This window comes from Paraburkholderia sp. XV (assembly GCF_020177535.1).
Classification (GTDB): domain Bacteria; phylum Pseudomonadota; class Gammaproteobacteria; order Burkholderiales; family Burkholderiaceae; genus Paraburkholderia; species Paraburkholderia caribensis.
This window is the reverse complement of sequence record NZ_JAGUUD010000059.1, coordinates 1-15,793: the sequence shown is the minus strand read 5'-3', so window position 1 is coordinate 15,793 and position 15,793 is coordinate 1. Positions and strand designations below refer to the sequence as shown.

Sequence of the window (15,793 nt, the reverse complement as noted above, 5' to 3'; positions counted from 1 at the left end):
GCTATTATTGTGTAAGCTTTTTCTGGCCCGCGGACGCGTGCGAAGATCGCCAGATTCGCCGTTTTAGCCGGTGTCATGCGGTGCCGGTTCGTCCGCTGCGGACCCTAATGCCGTCGTTCGGCGGCAGGCTGGCACGACCCCAGGCAAAGGTTCTCCCTCACCCACGGTTGGCCGCGCACGCGAGGCACGAAAATCGCGTACGTATCACGAGCCGCAGTAGTTCTTTTGCCAAACACTTGCATCTTGGCAACCGATTACCGCGTAAAATTGAATGCTGCGCTGACGACGGAGAAAGTTTCCGAAAGTTCCCGTTCGTCGGCCGCAAATGTAGCAACAGATAACAGACGTCGCCTTGCGCAGAACAGGGGTGGGATCATGAACACCATGCTTTATCCGGAACTTTATAAATCGCTCGAGTCCGTTCGATGGGATATGGAGAAGGACATTCCCTGGGACAAATTCGACGCGTCGCTGCTCACAGACGAGCAGGCGGCGACCATCAAGATGAACGCGATTACCGAATGGTCAGCGCTGCCCGCCACGGAAATGTTCCTGCGCGATAACCACCATGACAGCGATTTCTCGGCATTCATGAGCGTGTGGTTTTTCGAAGAGCAGAAGCACTCGCTGGTGCTGATGGAATACCTGCGCCGCTTCAAGCCGGAGATGTGCCCGACGGAAGAAGAACTGCATGCAGTGCGCTTCGAATTCGATCCGGCGCCGCCGCTCGAAACGCTGATGCTGCACTTCTGCGGCGAAATCCGCCTGAACCACTGGTATCGCCGCGCGGCTGAATGGCACACCGAGCCTGTCATCAAGCACATCTACGAAACCATCTCGCGCGACGAAGCGCGTCATGGCGGCGCGTATCTGCGCTACATGAAGAAGGCACTGACGAACTTCGGCGACGGCGCGCGCGCCGCGTTCGCCAAGATCGGCGTGCTGATGGCATCCGCGCGCCGCACGGAAAAGCCGCTGCACCCCACCAACCTGCACGTGAACCAGTCGCTGTTCCCGCGCGACACCGTTCAATCGCGCCTGCCCGATCCCGAGTGGCTCGAGCGCTGGCTCGACGAGCAGATCCGTTTCGACGACGGCTGGGAAAAGAAGGTGGTCGAACGGATTCTGCACAACCTGTCCATTCTGTTCGAGCGCTCGTTCACGACGGCTCAAGAACTGAACCGCTATCGCAAGGAAGTCGTGACGCGTCTGCAGGCTAGCCAGCAGACTGCGCAACAGCAACCGGCCTGATAGGGGCCGCGCGCCGGCCGGGCCGACCGCCCGGCGCGTCGCACAGAAACGCAACGGCCCGGCAGGTGAGAACCCGCCGGGCCGTTTTTTTGCCTTGTCGCGGGCGTGCGTCTTCTATCATCGGAGGCGCGTCTCGCCTCTCCAACCTGCTCAACGATTGCTCTCATGGCTGCTACCTTCGAACGCAAGCTCACCACACGCGACGCCCTCGCTCAACTTCGCCCGTCGCTGACAGGCCCCGTGGTGTTCACGAACGGCGTTTTCGACATCCTGCATCGCGGGCACGTCACCTATCTCGCGGACGCGAAAGCACTGGGCGCGACGCTGATCGTCGGCGTGAACAGCGACGCGTCGGTGCGCATGCTCGGCAAAGGCGACGACCGGCCGATCAACAACGAAGCCGACCGGATGGCGCTGCTGGCGGCGCTGGAGAGCGTGGACTGGGTGGTGTGCTTTGGTGAGCAGACACCCGTCGCGCTGATCGACGCACTGCGTCCGGACGTGCTGGTGAAGGGCGGCGACTACGACATGGACAAGTTGCCTGAATCCGCGCTGGTGCGCGGCTGGGGCGGCAAGGCGCTGGCAATTCCGTTCGAGCACGACCGCTCGACGACAGCGCTTCTGAAGAAGGTGCGCGCTCAAGGCTGAGCGCAAGGCGACGCGGGCACGCAGCCCGCGTCGTTGAAGACGTCCGCGTTACTGCGGCAACGCCGAAGCCGCGATGGGCGCAACGGGCGCCGGACCGCCGACGACAGCCAGATCCGCAGCATCGGCGGACGACATGGGCTGCACGCGCAACTGGTCCGGACGGACCTGCCGGTTCAGGTGATTCGGCTCGCGCGGCCCGGCGGCGGGCGACGGACCGAACAGCCCGCGCATCGTGACGAACGCGAGGATGTTGGCGAGAAAGAGCAGGGCGAGTAGCCAGCGCAGCATCGTTGAAATTCTCCAGCTTGCTTGTTCAGTAGCCCGGCGTTCAGGCCGGGTGAGCGTCCGTCGGCGGACTGGCCGATGCCTGCGCGGCGATCAGCGCGAGTCCCGCCAGCACGAGCGAGTCGTGACGCGTGTACGGCACGCCGAGCGCCTGCACCAGTTCGCCCGCGGCGCCACCGCTCACGACGAGCCGCACGGACACTTTCCATTCGTCCTGCAGATCGCGCCACATCCGCTCGATCAGGCCAATCTGCGCCAGCGCGCATCCCGACGACAACGAACGCGGCGTATCGGTTGCGAACCACGCTGTGCGCGCGAGCGGCGCGCCTTGGCTCGCGCCGGCGGCATCGCCGTCGAGCAGGCCGCGCGCGGCCGTGGCGTCGAGCGTCGGCAATTGCGCCGTGTGCTCACCGAGCGAGCGCATCATCAGCGACCAGCCGGGCGCGATCAATCCGCCGACGAACACGCCGTCGGCGTTCAATGCTTCGAGCGTCGTCGCCGTGCCGAAGGTGGCGATCAGGAGCGGCTCGCCGGGAAATGCGGCGCGCGCGCCGATCATACCCGCCCAGCGGTCGCTGCCAAGCTGCGTCGGCGCCGTGTATGCGTTCGTGACGCCGCACTGCTGCGCGGCCGAGCGGATCGTCGTGCGCGCGAGATCGGGCCAGCGCCTGTCGATGAATGCATCGATACGGCGCGCCGCCGCGTCCCCTGCAACATTCGATAACCATGCAGAACCCGGTGCGGGCAACGTCGACCAGTCGGGCTCATGCCGCGACTGCAACGGATCGCCAGTGCCTTTCACCAGTTGACCACCATGCGAGAACGCGCCCGAGTGCGTCTGTGTACCATCCGCATCAACCAGCGCCCATTTGACGCGGCTATTGCCCGCATCGATCAGCAGATACGGCGCGCTCATGCGGCGCCGCTTGCTTCGTCCGCGAGACGCAGCGACACGTCTCCCGTCGCGATGGCTTGCTGGCCGGACGGCGTATCGAGCAGCAGTTGCCCGAGATCGTCGACGCCCGCAGCCACACCGCGCGCGATTTCCACGCCTTGCTCGAACAGCACGACATCGCGTCCCGCATACGCATGGCAGCCGTTCCAGCGCTGCCGGAAGGGCGCGAAGCCTTCAACGCCGAAGCGTTGCAACGCGGGTTCGAGCGCGTTGAGCTCGGCGGCAAGCGTGTCGGTGAGATTCGCGTTCGGTAGGGCACGCGAGAGCGCCGTCGGCGCCGCGCCGCGCGCTTGCGCCGGCACGCCGGCGTTGAGCGCGCCGACTTTGGCGGCGAGCTCCTCGGCGCCCTTCACGTTCGTGCCGATGCCGATCACGACCGCGCTCGCGTCCGGCGTGCTCCATGCCGTTTCGATCAGGATGCCGGCGAGCTTGTCGCCTTCGAGCAGCACGTCGTTCGGCCATTTCAGCGCGATCTGGCCGGGACCGGCGACGGGCAGCGAGCGCAGGCCGTCGACCAGCGCGACACCCACCGCGAGGCTCAGACCCGCGAGTCCTTCGAGCGGCCGCGGCAGCACGCAGGCAACCGAGAACAGCAGCGCATTGCCCGGCTCTGCATACCAGGGGCGGCCGCGCCGGCCGCGTCCTGCCGTCTGAAGATAGGCGACGCGCACGATCGGCCGCGCAAGCGCGCCGGGTTCGCGCGGCAACGCTTTCACACGGGCCATCAGGTCGGCGTTGGTCGAGCCGGTTTCTTCGACGATTTCGATCGGCCAGTCATTGGCAGCCGGGCCGAACAGCGCGACAGCGCGCTGCCGGTCGATTCGCCAGTCGCCCGAAGGGCTGGGGGAGAGTGGAGTATTCATGAAGGGTATTTTAGCTACTGCGCCTGTCATCGTGATCGATAGATGCGCCGGCCGCGCCTTGTTCACGAGATGCGCGTGGTATGCCGCCCTGCCGCGCATCCCACCAGGACCCAATCTCGAACGCTTCGTTACAATGCCCGTTAATCCGATAACCACATCCAGCGATCCTTGAACTACGACACTCCTCCCGGCCTCGAAGTGGCGGCAGGCAGCCAGGGCAAGATCGTCCGCCTGTCCGGGCAGTGGACGGCGCTCGCGCTTGCGCGCGACCGACTGCACGGAAAGGCGCTGCCGCGTCTGCGTGAACTGATCGACAGCCGTGCGCACGTCGCGCAATGGGATCTGTCGCGAGTCGAGCGGATGGACCACGTGGGCGGCCAGGCGCTGTGGCGCGTGTGGGGCTACAAGCTGCCCGTCGATCTCGTCGCGCTCAACGACACGCAGCGCGACATCTTCGATCGCATTGCATTGCTCGACACCGTGCGCGAGAACCCGGAGCCCGTGCACCGCTTCGATCCGTTCACGAAGCTCGGCCTCGGTATCTTCGCGCTCGTCGAGCATCTGTATGGCGGCATCGCGATGTTCGGCCGTGTGATCATCGATCTGGTGGCGATCGCGCGCAATCCGAAGCTCGCGCCGTGGAAGGAGATTTCGGCGAACGTCTACAGCGCGGGCACGCAGGCGCTGCCCATTACCGCGCTCGTCGCGTTTCTGATCGGCATCGTGCTGAGCTATCTGTCCGCGCAGCAGTTGCGGCTATTCGGCGCGAACCAGTTCATCGTGAATATTCTGGGCATGTCGGTGTTGCGCGAACTCGGTCCCGTGCTGTCGGCGATTCTCGTCGCGGGGCGCTCCGGCTCTGCCATCACCGCGCAGATTGGCGTGATGCGCGTGACCGAAGAGCTCGACGCGATGCGCGTGATGGGCATTCCGCACGGCCTGCGCCTGATCCTGCCGCGTGTGCTCGCGCTGTCGCTCGCGATGCCGCTGCTCGTGATGTGGACCAACATCATCTCGCTGCTCGGCGGCGCGCTTGCCGCGAAGCTGGTGCTGCAAATCGACATGTCGTATTTCGCGCGCGCCTTGCCGACCGTCGTGCCCGTCGCCAATCTGTGGATCGGGCTCGGCAAGGGCACGGTGTTCGGCATGCTGATCGCGATCGTGGGCTGTCACTTCGGCTTTCGCATCAAGGCCAATTCGCAGAGCCTCGGCGAGGGCACGACGACCTCGGTCGTCACATCGATCACGGTCGTGATTCTCGCCGACGCCGTGTTCGCGATTCTCTTTCAGAACGTGGGGCTGTCATGATCGCGCCGCTCACCACCGCCGTACGGGACCAGCCGCTGCCGGAAATCGCCGAAACCGTGATCGAGGTGCGCAACCTCACCAAACGCTATGGGCGCAACATCGTCCACCAGCACCTGGACTTCGACGTGCGGCGCGGCGAGATCGTGTCGATCGTCGGCGGCTCGGGTTCGGGCAAGACAACGCTGATGCGCCAGATTCTCGGGCTGGAGCGGCCGACCTCGGGCAGCATCAAGGTGTTCGGCGAGGACATGGCCACGCTCGACAAGGAAGAAGCCCGCCTGATGCGCGTGCGCTCGGGCATGCTGTTCCAGCATGGCGCGCTGTTTTCGTCGCTGTCGGTGTTCGACAACATCGCGCAGCCGCTGCGCGAACTCGGCAAGGTGCCCGAAGACCTGCTGCGCGACATCGTGATGCTGAAGCTCGAAATGGTCGGGCTGCCGTGCAAGCACGCGTCGAAGATGCCGGCGGCGCTGTCGGGCGGGATGGTCAAGCGCGTGGGCATCGCGCGCGCGATCGCGCTGGAGCCGGAACTGCTGTTCCTCGACGAACCGACGGCAGGGCTCGATCCGCAGGCCTCCGACGAATTCGTCGAACTGATCAGCGCGTTGCATCGCGCGCTCGGCCTGACCGTGGTGATGGTGACGCACGATCTCGACACGATGGTCGCGCTGTCGACCCGCGTCGCGGTGATCGCGGACCGCAAGGTGATCGTCGCGGCGCCCGTCGAAGAAGTGGCGGGCTACGATCATCCGTTTATCCGCGAGTATTTTCTCGGGCTGCGCGGGCGGCTCGCGTTGCAGGGCTTGTCGCCTGAACGGCGCATGAAGCTGCCGCCCGAAGCGCTGGAGCCCGCGTCGGAAGCGATTCCGCTGCGCACCGCGCCATGAACGCCGAAGGAACCTGACAATGGAAAACAAATCACACGCCTTCTGGGCCGGGCTCTTCACCGTCGTGATGGTGGTTGCGATTGCTGCGGCGGCGTTTCTGTTCAATGTCGACCGGTCGGTGCGCATACCTTTCGATCTGATTGCGCGGACCAATGTCACAGGTTTGTACCCGGATGCTGCGGTACGATATCGCGGCCTCGACGTCGGCAAGGTGCAGTCGATCAAGTTCGACCGCGCGCATCCGGGGCAGATTCTGATCCGCATTCTCGTCGACAAGAACGCGCCGATCACGCATTCCACCTTCGGCACGCTTGGGCTGCAGGGCGTCACGGGCCTCGCGTTCATCCAGCTCGACGATACGGGGAAGGATCTCTCGCCGCTCGTGTCGTCGGCCAAGGACGTCGCGCAGCTGCCCATGCGTCCGGGCCTGTTCGATCAGTTGCAGGCGCGCGGCGACGTGCTGCTGCGGCAGATCGAAAAGACGGTGCGCGATGTCGACTTGCTGCTGTCGCCGGAAATGCGCGACCAGTTGATGGCGACGGCGGCGAGCCTGCAGCATGCCGCCGATGGCGTCACCACGCTCACCGCGCAGATGGGCCCCGCCGTCGGCAAGTTGCCGGGCACGCTCAATCAGCTGGATCAGACGCTCGCTTCGACGAACCGGATGATCACCAGCCTGAACCGCCCGGATGGTCCGCTGGAAGGCACGCTGAACAAGGTCGGCACGGCTGCGCAGCAGGCGGGCGACGCGCTGACGGCGATGAACGCGACGCTGCAGGACATTTCGGCGCGCGTCGGCTACGACACGCTGCCGCGCGTGAATTCGCTGGCGGAAGACGTGCGCTCCGCCGTGCGCGCCGTCGACCGCGCCGCGAACACGTTCGACGAAGCGCCCAACAGCGTGCTGTTCGGCGCGCCGCGCGCGGCGCCCGGTCCCGGCGAACCGGGCTTCGTGTGGCCCGCGGGCCACGCGGCCAAATGAATTTCAAAGGAAACACAGCATGTCACGCTCGATCAACCGTCTCTTCACCTCGCGCGCCGCGCTCGCTGCGGTGCTCCTCCTGCTCGGCGCGCTGGCCGGCTGCGCGGGCAATCCCGCCGCGCTCTCCGATATCCGCTACGACCTCGGCCCGGCCCCGCTGCCGGGCAGCACGGGCACGATGCCGGCCATCAAGGTGCTCGAGGTCACCGCGCCGGCCACGCTCGATTCCGACAAGCTGATCTATCGCATGAGCTATTCGGACTCCCAGCAGACGGCCTCGTACGCGAACAGCCACTGGACGATGCCGCCCGCGCAACTCGTCACGCAGCGCCTGCGCAATGCGCTGTCGTCGCGCGGCACGGTGCTCACGGGTGGCGACGGCGTGCGCGCGCCCGTGCTGAAGGTGGACCTCGACGAGTTCGAGCAGGACTTCGACGGCCAGTCCGAGAGCCACGGCTCCGTCACCGCGCGCACGACGCTGTTCGTCGACGGCAAGGTGGTCGGGCAGCGCACCTTCATGGCCCGCGCGCCCGCGAGTTCCGCCGACGCCGCAGGCGGTGCGCGCGCGCTCGCTGCAGCCACCGACGACCTCGTCGCGCAGATTTCCGCCTGGCTCGGCGTGCAGGCGCTCGTCGCGCAGCAATGACGCGTTGTCGCGCGGTCACGGGAGCGCTGGATGGCTGACAAGCCGTGGCAGCGGCGGCCATCGGCGTTTGCGAGGCAGGCGCTGCTGCTGTATGCGGCGCTGATCGTCTACGGGTCGTGGTATCCGTTCTATGGCTGGCGCTCGCTCGGCATCGGCCCGCTCGACTATCTCCTCGATCCTTTCCCGCAGTATCTGACGGCCTTCGATGTCGTCACGAACGTGCTCGGCTATATGCCGTTCGGCGCGCTGGTGGTGCTCGCCGTCTATCCGCGCTGGCGCGGCGCGGCTGCCGTGGCGTTCGCATTCGGGCTCGGCACGCTGCTGTCGGGCTTGATGGAAGCCGTGCAAACCTGGCTGCCGACGCGCGTCGCGTCCAATCTCGATCTCGCCGCGAACGCGCTGGGCGCGCTGCTCGGCGCGACGCTGATGTCGCCGTTGACGGGCGCGCTGCTCGACCGCGGCATGCTGCGGCGAATGCGCTTCCTGTGGTTCGAGCGCGACAGCACGGCCGTGATCGGGCTGGCGGCTTTGTGGCCGGTCGCGACGATGTACCCGGCGCCGCTGTTGCTCGGGCTGGGCTCGTGGCCGCGCGAGCTGTGGCTGCGCTCCGACGCCTCGATGCAGGATGCGCTGCTCGCCTGGGCGCCCGCCGCATGGCACGTGCCGGCATGGCCTGCGCTCGTCGCCGCGTGGATGCCCGACGATGCGTGGGAAGCCATCATCACCGCGCTCAATCTGCTGGCGGCAGGCGCGCTCGCCTCGCTGCCGATGCGCGAGCGCGCGCCGCGCGTGCGCCTTCTGATCGCGTTCGTCGTGGCGACGCTCGCCGTCAAGGCGGGCGCGACGTTTCTGCAATCGCAATCGGGCCTCGCGTTCAACTGGGCGACGCCGGGCGCGCTGATCGGTCTCGCTGGCGGTTTCATTGCGATGCTGCTGACGCTCATGCTGCCGCGCAGTTCGCGCGTCGCGCTCGCGGCGATCGCGCTCGGCGTTTCGCTGGTGTTCGTCAATCTGCTGCCCGTGAACCCGTATTTCGACGTCGTGCTCGCCGACTGGCGGCAAGGCCGCTATCTGCATTTCAATGGCCTCGCGCGCTGGCTCGCGTGGATGTGGCCGTATGCGGCGCTTGTTTGGGTAGGGTTGTCGGCGGAACGCGCATTGCTGTCGAAGCGGCGCGGCTCGCGCGCGTAGCAGGCATGCATGCCGGGTCGCTGCCGGTGCGACGGCGCCATCGGCGCGATCGACGCCTGCGGCAATCTGCGATGTTCGATCCCCGTCGTTATAATCGACGGGACCTCTTATCTCCGCTTACGACGAGCCGCGTCACGCATGCGCAGCGCTTCGTCCACGCACCTCACACGTCGGCCACCATGGATTCCTTCTTCAAGTATCACGTCTTTTTCTGTCTGAATCAGCGCGAACCGGGCGCAACGCGTCCGAGCTGCGCGAACTGCGGCGCGCAGGAAATGCAGGAATACGCGAAGAAACGCGTGAAACAGCTCGGCCTTGCCGGTCCCGGCCAGGTGCGCATCAACAAGTCGGGGTGTCTCGACCGCTGCGAGGAAGGGCCGACGGTCGTCGTGTATCCGGAAGGCGTCTGGTACACGTACGTCGACAAGAGCGATATCGACGAGATCGTCGATTCGCATCTCGCCAACGGCAAGATTGTCGAGCGCCTGCTGATCGACCGCTGATCCGTAGCGTTTCAACCGCGTCACTCGTCCACACAAGATGAACGTACACACGAAGAAATATCTGATCGACGGCCCGGTGGGCAAGATCGAAGTCGCCGTCGATGCGCCCGACGCCAGCCGCGACGGCGGCGCCGCGCCGCGCGGCATCGCGCTGGTCGCGCATCCGCATCCGCTGTTCGGCGGCACGATGGACAACAAGGTCGCGCAGACGCTCGCGCGCACGCTGGTGCAGCTGAACTACATCACCTATCGCTCGAATTTCCGCGGTGTCGGTGAAACGCAAGGCACGCACGACGCCGGTATCGGTGAACGGGACGATTTGCGCGCGGTGCTCGACCACATGCGTGAGCAGCCGGGCCACGCCGATCTGCCGCTCGTGCTCGCGGGCTTTTCGTTCGGCACGTTCGTTCTCTCGCACGTTGCCGCGCGGCTGCGTGAAGAAGGGCAGGAGATCGAGCGGATGGTGTTCGTCGGCACGGCGGCGAGCCGCTGGGAGGTCGCGCCCGTGCCCGAAAACACGCTCGTGATTCACGGCGAAACCGACGATACCGTGCCCATCCAGTCGGTTTTCGACTGGGCGCAGCCGCAGGAACTGCCCGTCGTGGTGATTCCGGGCGCGGAGCATTTCCTGCATCGCAAGCTGCATATCCTCAAGCGCATCATCGTCGACGCGTGGCGCTGATTTCACGGCGCAGGCGTATCACGAAAACATCGGCGGCCGCGTGCCGCCGATGTTGTAAAAACCCGCGAAAAATGCGGGAAAACTCCATGATGTACGGCAAATTGTCAGGCGGCGGCGCGTATAATGAGCGCTCTTTTTTGGGCGCAGCATTGCCCGTCTGGTGGATCGAATCGCCTCGCTCGTGAGTTCATGGCAGCGGATTCGGCGCGAGATGCGAGGCGCGCTGCGCGAACCGACCGCGTGACAGACAGTCTGACGAGCAGTCAAAACCACGCCGTGCCGCGTTTATGTCATTCAGGTCACTTGTACCGCTTATGACACTCGCGCGCGGCGGTGACTGCCAGTCCGGCATCACGCGAATCATCCGAACTGCGCATCCTGCGCACCAGCCCATTTCTGCCCGAATCGATCCTATGCGCTTTTCGAATCCCGGCTCTTTCAGCCTCCCCAGCCTTGTTTCTTTCGTTCCGCAATCCGCCGCCAGCAAGCTGGCGCTGGGTCTTGCGCTGCCTGCCGCGCTGATCGCCGGCACGGCGTTCGCGCAGGTGCCGCCGCCGGGCGTGAACGCGCGCTCGTGGGTGCTCGTCGACGCAACCAGCAACCAGGTGCTCGCATCGGGCAATCCGGATGAACGCGTCGAGCCGGCGTCGCTGACCAAGCTGATGACCGCATACCTCACGTTCGAGGCGCTGCAGACCAAGAAGATCACGATGGACCAGTCGGTCAATCCGAGCGAGGCTGTGCGGCGCGTGAAGAACGACGAATCGCGCATGTTCATCGAGGCGAACAAGCCCGTCACGGTGCACGATCTCGTCTACGGGATGATCATCCAGTCGGGCAACGACGCCGCTATCGCGCTGGCTGAGCTGGTCGGCGGCAGCGAGGCGCAGTTCGTCAACATGATGAACGCGGAAGCGCAAAAGCTCGGCATGAAGAACACGCACTTCGCCGACGTGAACGGCATGCCCGACGCGCAGCACTACACGACGGCGGGCGACCTTGCCATTCTGTCGGCGCGCCTGATCCGCGACTATCCGGATTACTACAACATCTTCTCGGTCAAGGAATTCACGTATAACAAGATCAAGCAGCCGAACCGCAACCGTCTGCTGTGGATCGACCCGACCGTCGACGGCCTCAAGACGGGTCATACGCAAGCGGCCGGCTACTGCCTGATCGCGAGCGCGAAGCGTCCGCTGCCGGGCGTGCCCGATGCGTCGCGCCGTCTGGTGACGGTGATGATGGGCGAGCAGAAAGAGCACGACCGCGTGCAGGACAGCCTGAAGATGCTCAACTACGGCTATTCCGCATACGACGCGGTGCGCCTGTACAAGGCGAATCAGGTGGTCGAGACGCCGCGTGTCTACAAGGGCTCGCAGGATACCGTGAAGCTGGGCGTCAAGACGGACCAGTACATCACGCTGCCGAAGGGCATGGCCGACAAGGCCAAGCCGCAGGTCGAGCACGTCGATCCGCTGATCGCGCCGATCGCCGAAGGTCAGCAGGTCGGCACGGTGAAGTTCGTCGCCGACGGCAAGACGCTCGCGCAGGTGCCGCTCGTGGCGCTGCAGGCGGTGCCGCAGGCTGGCATTGTCGGCCGCGTGTGGGATTCGATGATGCTGATGTTCAACAAGAAGAAGTAAGCCGTAGACAAGAAGAAAACCTGCGGCTTGCTTTTTCGCCGCACGCAGTCATATACGGTGATTGCGTGCGGTGAATGAAGGAGTCGAGGATGAATGCCGTGAACGAATCATTGATAGATTTTCCGTGCGATTTCCCCATCAAGGTGATGGGCAAGTCGCACCCGGAATTCCAGACAACCATCGTCGAGGTGATCCGCCGGTTCGATGGCGGTTTCGATGCGGCGCGTGTCGAAGTGCGGCCGTCTAGCGGCGGTAACTACACCGGCCTGACGGTGACGGTGCGCGCGCTGAATCGCGAGCATCTGGACGATATCTACCGGGCGCTGACCGGGCATCCGATGGTGAAGGTTGTGCTGTAATTGTTGGGCCGGTGAGCGGGCGGCAGCGCTTCAGCGTTCCGCCTGCGCCGCCGGATTCCGGACGTGCAACGCGTTCGGCTCAGCTTGTGTCTCTCTTTTTCCCTGCGTTTTATCCGGCCTCGCGCGCTTCGCGCTCTCGCTACACGCGCTCTCGAACAGTTGCCTGAAGCGCCCGACTTCGTCGAACACCCAGTCGCGGAACGCCTTCACGCGCGCCGTTTGCAGCATCTGCGGCGTGCAGATGAAGAAGTATTGCCACGGGCTCGGCCCGTCGATGTCGAATAGCCGCACGAGGCGGCCCGCCGCGACTTCGTGCATCGCCAGCGAGCGACGCGTCAGCGCGACGCCCTGGCCGTCGCTGGCGGCCTGCAGCAGGTTCGATGAATCCTGATACAGCACGCCGCGCTTCGGCTCCGGCCAGTCGGTGAGGCCGGCCGCGTCGAACCACGGACGCCATAGCTCGTCGTCGGAGCGCAGCAGCGGCACGTTGGCGAGGTCGGTGGGCACTTTCGGCAGATTGCCGCCGTTGAAGGTCGGCGAGCAGGCCGGAAAGAACACCTCTTCGAGCAGTAGTTCGGCGTGCAGCCCCGGATAGTCACCGTAGCCGAACCGGATCGCGCAATCGACGTCGTCGCGGGCGAAATCGGTGAGCGCGTTGGTCGACAGCAGTTCGAGATCCCATTGCGGATTCGCCTCGATGAAGCTGCCGATGCGCGGCGTCACCCAGCGTGCCGCAAACGACGACAGCATCGACACGACCAGCCGCCGGTCGCGGTCGCCGGCGCGAATCTCGCGCGTCGCTTCCGCCAGCGAGATCAGCGCCGTGCGCACCTGCGCGGCATAGCGGCGGCCGACATCGGTGAGCCGCACGCGCTTGCCGTCGCGGGCGAAAAGCTTCACGCCCAGTTCTTCTTCGAGCGCGCGAATCTGATGGCTGACGGCGCCGTGCGTGACGTACAACTCGTCGGCGGCGCGCGAAAAGCTCTCGTGACGGGCGGCGGCCTCAAAGGCCTTGATCGCATTCAGGGCGGGCAGCTGGCGGAGGTCCATCGCAATTTTTCTCACATAAGGGTGAAAATTGATCGTTTGGCGTAAACCCTTGTCGCATATAGGATTGTAGCCATGAAACGATTTTTGGCGAGGCCCATCATGCGAGAAATTTCCTCTAGCATCACGTTTGAAATCGTAGCTGGTGAAACCGTTCCGATGAAGATCACGCGCAGCACGCGCCTGGCCGTTTCAGGCGGCGCGGTGTGGGTGACCCGCAGCGACGACGTCGAAGATTACTGGCTCGAGCCGGGTAAGACGCTGCGTCTGCGGCGCGGCGAGCGGCTGTGGCTGTCCGTCGAGCGCGGCACGCAGGCGCGGGTGGCGTTTTACGTGCCGACGCGGCCGGAACAAAAGGCGCTCAACTGGGCCGCGCGCGCCAGCGAACGCGTTGGCGCGTGGCTGCGCTCCGGATGGCGCACGGTCTGATCACGGCTCCTGATCCCAGTTATTGCCCGCGTGGTCGGCGAGGCACGCGGGATTTCGGTAAACTGCCGGAATCATGTGTGCCACGCCGGTTTCACCGTCCCCCGTGTCTTCGAGTTCCATCCAGCCTGACGCCGTTGCGTCGGACGCTGCGCCGCAAAGTCGTGCCGCACAGCCGGTGATCGTGCGCTGGCGCGGCTCGGAAGACTATCAGGCCAGCTTCGACGCGATGCGCGCGTTCACCGATTCGCGCACCGCCGAAACATCCGACGAAATCTGGCTCGTCGAACATCCGCCCGTTTTCACGCTCGGCCAGGCCGGCGACCCCGCCCATCTGCTCACTGCCGATAGCCGCATTCCGCTCGTCAAGGTCGATCGTGGGGGGCAGATCACGTATCACGGCCCCGGCCAGGTGGTCGCGTATCTGCTGCTCGACTTGCGCCGTCGCAAGCTGATGGTGCGCGAGCTGGTGACGCGGATCGAGCAGGCCGTGATTGACACACTCGCGGCGTATAATCTCGTCGGTGAACGCAAGGCGGGTGCGCCGGGCATCTATGTCGCGCCTGAGCAGCCGAACGCCGGGCTGCATGTCGGCGCGAAGATCGCCGCGCTGGGCCTCAAGATCCGTAGCGGGTGCAGCTATCACGGCGTCAGCCTCAACGTGGAAATGGACCTGCAGCCGTTTCTCGCGATCAACCCGTGCGGTTACGCGGGGCTCGAAACAGTCGATATGGCGACGCTCGGCGTCGCCGCCGGCTGGGACGACGTAGCCCGAACCCTTGCAGCAAGCCTCATCGCCAACATCGACGGCGTCCCCGCAGCCGTCGGCCTACCGCAGGCCGGTGCCATCACCGCCTGACTGGAACGAACGAATGACTGACGTTACCGCGAATCCCGCAGCCTCGAGTCCTGTCAACGCCGCTGCTGCGGCGCCCTACGATGCGACCGCCAAGCAGAAGGCGCAAGCCAAGACCGCGCGCATTCCGATCAAGATCGTTCCGATCGAAAAACTGAAGAAGCCCGACTGGATTCGCGTGAAGGCGGCGACGGGCAGTTCGCGTTTCTACGAGATCAAGCAGATTCTGCGCGAGCACAACCTGCACACGGTGTGCGAGGAAGCGAGCTGCCCGAACATCGGCGAATGCTTCGGCAAGGGCACTGCGACGTTCATGATCATGGGCGACAAGTGCACGCGCCGCTGCCCGTTCTGCGACGTCGGTCATGGCCGTCCCGACCCGCTCGATCCGGAAGAGCCGCTGAACCTTGCGCGCACGATCGCCGCGCTGAAGCTGAAGTATGTCGTGATTACGAGCGTCGATCGCGACGATCTGCGTGATGGCGGCGCGGCGCACTTTGTCGAGTGCATCGCGAAGACGCGCGAGCTGTCGCCGGAGACGCGCATTGAAATCCTGACGCCGGATTTCCGTGGCCGTCTTGATCGTGCAATCGGCATCCTGAACGCGGCGCCGCCCGATGTGATGAACCACAACCTCGAAACGGTGCCGCGTCTGTACAAGGAAGCGCGCCCCGGGTCGGATTATGCGCATTCGCTGAAGCTGCTGAAGGACTTCAAGGCGCTGCATCCGGACGTCGCGACGAAATCTGGTTTGATGGTTGGCCTGGGCGAAACGGAAGAAGAAATCTTGCAGGTGATGCGCGATCTGCGCGAGCACAACGTCGATATGTTGACGATTGGGCAGTATCTGCAGCCTTCGGAACACCATTTGCCCGTGCGGGCGTATGTGCACCCGGATACATTCAAGATGTACGAGGAAGAAGCGTACAAGATGGGGTTCACGCATGCGGCTGTTGGCGCAATGGTGCGCTCGAGTTATCACGCGGATGTGCAGGCGCATGATGCTGGGGTGGTGTGAGGTTTGTTTTTGATTTTGTCGTTGTCTTTGTCTGTCGGCAGATGCCGACTGATCAGGGAATGCCCGCGTAAGCGGGCTTTTTTATGTCTGCGACGTGGGGTGGTTTGCTTGTGCTTTCGCTTTCGCTGGTGTCCGCGATTCGTTAGCTTGCTTCACGCGTCGACGTTCGGTGTTTTGGCCTTTTCGCGGGCATCCGCGAATTGTTATCTCGCTTCAGGCGTCGCCCCTGTGCGGGGCGGCACC

General features: G+C 64.8%; 18 protein-coding genes. 14 read left to right on the top strand and 4 right to left on the bottom strand.

The features are described from left to right. Positions 1-375: 375 nt before the first annotated feature. Positions 376-1,251, top strand: coding sequence for a hypothetical protein (locus KFO72_RS24695; protein ID WP_054929584.1), 876 nt, complete (start codon positions 376-378; stop codon positions 1,249-1,251). A gap of 165 nt (positions 1,252-1,416) precedes the next feature. Next, positions 1,417-1,899, top strand: a complete 483-nt coding sequence (gene rfaE2, locus KFO72_RS24690) for a D-glycero-beta-D-manno-heptose 1-phosphate adenylyltransferase (protein ID WP_035986907.1) — start codon at positions 1,417-1,419, stop codon at positions 1,897-1,899. A gap of 48 nt (positions 1,900-1,947) precedes the next feature. On the opposite strand, the gene KFO72_RS24685 is transcribed toward rfaE2, so the two are convergent. From KFO72_RS24685 to KFO72_RS24675, 3 genes are read right to left on the bottom strand one after another with little or no spacing between them, the layout of a single operon-like run. Further along, positions 1,948-2,187 (bottom strand): hypothetical protein, encoded by a 240-nt coding sequence (locus KFO72_RS24685; protein ID WP_007577754.1) that lies wholly within the window; start codon positions 2,185-2,187, stop codon positions 1,948-1,950. Between the two features lie 40 nt (positions 2,188-2,227). Then, positions 2,228-3,100, bottom strand: coding sequence for a type III pantothenate kinase (locus KFO72_RS24680; protein WP_225033247.1), 873 nt, complete (start codon positions 3,098-3,100; stop codon positions 2,228-2,230). Next, entirely contained in the window at positions 3,097-4,002 is a 906-nt protein-coding gene (locus KFO72_RS24675; protein WP_176052241.1) for a biotin--[acetyl-CoA-carboxylase] ligase, read from the bottom strand. The genes KFO72_RS24680 and KFO72_RS24675 overlap by 4 nt, the downstream gene beginning before the upstream one ends. A gap of 168 nt (positions 4,003-4,170) precedes the next feature. Here KFO72_RS24675 and KFO72_RS24670 point away from each other — a divergent pair, with 168 nt between their 5' ends. From KFO72_RS24670 to KFO72_RS24630, 9 genes are all read left to right on the top strand, one after another. Continuing rightward, positions 4,171-5,310, top strand: coding sequence for an MlaE family ABC transporter permease (locus tag KFO72_RS24670; RefSeq protein WP_054929587.1), 1,140 nt, complete (start codon positions 4,171-4,173; stop codon positions 5,308-5,310). Next, positions 5,307-6,197, top strand: a complete 891-nt coding sequence (locus tag KFO72_RS24665) for an ABC transporter ATP-binding protein (RefSeq protein WP_054929588.1) — start codon at positions 5,307-5,309, stop codon at positions 6,195-6,197. The genes KFO72_RS24670 and KFO72_RS24665 overlap by 4 nt, the downstream gene beginning before the upstream one ends. Positions 6,198-6,216: 19 nt before the next feature. After that, a complete protein-coding gene (locus KFO72_RS24660; protein WP_035986896.1) occupies positions 6,217-7,179 on the top strand; it encodes an MlaD family protein in 963 nt (320 codons plus the stop codon). A gap of 19 nt (positions 7,180-7,198) precedes the next feature. Then, entirely contained in the window at positions 7,199-7,825 is a 627-nt protein-coding gene (locus KFO72_RS24655) for an ABC-type transport auxiliary lipoprotein family protein (protein ID WP_054929589.1), read from the top strand. 30 nt (positions 7,826-7,855) lie between these two features. After that, positions 7,856-9,016, top strand: coding sequence for a VanZ family protein (locus KFO72_RS24650; protein WP_225033246.1), 1,161 nt, complete (start codon positions 7,856-7,858; stop codon positions 9,014-9,016). 179 nt (positions 9,017-9,195) lie between these two features. Next, positions 9,196-9,519, top strand: a complete 324-nt coding sequence (locus tag KFO72_RS24645) for a (2Fe-2S) ferredoxin domain-containing protein (RefSeq protein ID WP_054929591.1) — start codon at positions 9,196-9,198, stop codon at positions 9,517-9,519. Positions 9,520-9,556: 37 nt separating this feature from the next. Continuing rightward, complete coding sequence (locus KFO72_RS24640) at positions 9,557-10,201, top strand: alpha/beta hydrolase (protein WP_054929592.1); 645 nt, start codon at positions 9,557-9,559, stop codon at positions 10,199-10,201. Between the two features lie 413 nt (positions 10,202-10,614). Then, positions 10,615-11,844 carry a D-alanyl-D-alanine carboxypeptidase family protein gene (locus KFO72_RS24635; RefSeq protein WP_054929633.1) on the top strand — a complete coding sequence of 410 codons (1,230 nt, stop codon included), beginning with the start codon at positions 10,615-10,617 and terminating at the stop codon, positions 11,842-11,844. 89 nt (positions 11,845-11,933) lie between these two features. Beyond that, a complete protein-coding gene (locus KFO72_RS24630; protein ID WP_054929593.1) occupies positions 11,934-12,203 on the top strand; it encodes a DUF493 family protein in 270 nt (89 codons plus the stop codon). A 30-nt stretch (positions 12,204-12,233) separates the two neighbouring features. Here KFO72_RS24630 and KFO72_RS24625 read toward each other — a convergent pair whose 3' ends face one another. After that, positions 12,234-13,253, bottom strand: a complete 1,020-nt coding sequence (locus KFO72_RS24625) for a transcriptional regulator GcvA (RefSeq protein WP_054929594.1) — start codon at positions 13,251-13,253, stop codon at positions 12,234-12,236. Positions 13,254-13,352: 99 nt separating this feature from the next. Between KFO72_RS24625 and KFO72_RS24620 the strand changes: the two genes are divergently transcribed. The 3 genes from KFO72_RS24620 (at position 13,353) to lipA (ending at position 15,550) form a co-directional block, all read left to right on the top strand. Further along, positions 13,353-13,679: a DUF2917 domain-containing protein gene (locus KFO72_RS24620; RefSeq protein WP_054929595.1), complete on the top strand. Its 327-nt coding sequence runs from the start codon at positions 13,353-13,355 to the stop codon at positions 13,677-13,679. Positions 13,680-13,752: 73 nt separating this feature from the next. Further along, positions 13,753-14,535, top strand: coding sequence for a lipoyl(octanoyl) transferase LipB (lipB, locus tag KFO72_RS24615; protein WP_225033245.1), 783 nt, complete (start codon positions 13,753-13,755; stop codon positions 14,533-14,535). A gap of 13 nt (positions 14,536-14,548) precedes the next feature. Beyond that, a complete protein-coding gene (gene lipA, locus KFO72_RS24610) occupies positions 14,549-15,550 on the top strand; it encodes a lipoyl synthase (RefSeq protein ID WP_035986875.1) in 1,002 nt (333 codons plus the stop codon). Positions 15,551-15,793: the final 243 nt, after the last annotated feature.

Coding starts and splice junctions, on each gene's coding strand:
- KFO72_RS24695 (WP_054929584.1), top strand. CDS start 376: ATGAACACCATGCTTTATCCGGAACTTTATAAATCGCTCGAGTCCGTT.
- rfaE2 (WP_035986907.1), top strand. CDS start 1,417: ATGGCTGCTACCTTCGAACGCAAGCTCACCACACGCGACGCCCTCGCT.
- KFO72_RS24685 (WP_007577754.1), bottom strand. CDS start 2,187: ATGCTGCGCTGGCTACTCGCCCTGCTCTTTCTCGCCAACATCCTCGCG.
- KFO72_RS24680 (WP_225033247.1), bottom strand. CDS start 3,100: ATGAGCGCGCCGTATCTGCTGATCGATGCGGGCAATAGCCGCGTCAAA.
- KFO72_RS24675 (WP_176052241.1), bottom strand. CDS start 4,002: ATGAATACTCCACTCTCCCCCAGCCCTTCGGGCGACTGGCGAATCGAC.
- KFO72_RS24665 (WP_054929588.1), top strand. CDS start 5,307: ATGATCGCGCCGCTCACCACCGCCGTACGGGACCAGCCGCTGCCGGAA.
- KFO72_RS24660 (WP_035986896.1), top strand. CDS start 6,217: ATGGAAAACAAATCACACGCCTTCTGGGCCGGGCTCTTCACCGTCGTG.
- KFO72_RS24655 (WP_054929589.1), top strand. CDS start 7,199: ATGTCACGCTCGATCAACCGTCTCTTCACCTCGCGCGCCGCGCTCGCT.
- KFO72_RS24650 (WP_225033246.1), top strand. CDS start 7,856: ATGGCTGACAAGCCGTGGCAGCGGCGGCCATCGGCGTTTGCGAGGCAG.
- KFO72_RS24645 (WP_054929591.1), top strand. CDS start 9,196: ATGGATTCCTTCTTCAAGTATCACGTCTTTTTCTGTCTGAATCAGCGC.
- KFO72_RS24640 (WP_054929592.1), top strand. CDS start 9,557: ATGAACGTACACACGAAGAAATATCTGATCGACGGCCCGGTGGGCAAG.
- KFO72_RS24635 (WP_054929633.1), top strand. CDS start 10,615: ATGCGCTTTTCGAATCCCGGCTCTTTCAGCCTCCCCAGCCTTGTTTCT.
- KFO72_RS24630 (WP_054929593.1), top strand. CDS start 11,934: ATGAATGCCGTGAACGAATCATTGATAGATTTTCCGTGCGATTTCCCC.
- KFO72_RS24625 (WP_054929594.1), bottom strand. CDS start 13,253: ATGGACCTCCGCCAGCTGCCCGCCCTGAATGCGATCAAGGCCTTTGAG.
- KFO72_RS24620 (WP_054929595.1), top strand. CDS start 13,353: ATGCGAGAAATTTCCTCTAGCATCACGTTTGAAATCGTAGCTGGTGAA.
- lipB (WP_225033245.1), top strand. CDS start 13,753: ATGTGTGCCACGCCGGTTTCACCGTCCCCCGTGTCTTCGAGTTCCATC.
- lipA (WP_035986875.1), top strand. CDS start 14,549: ATGACTGACGTTACCGCGAATCCCGCAGCCTCGAGTCCTGTCAACGCC.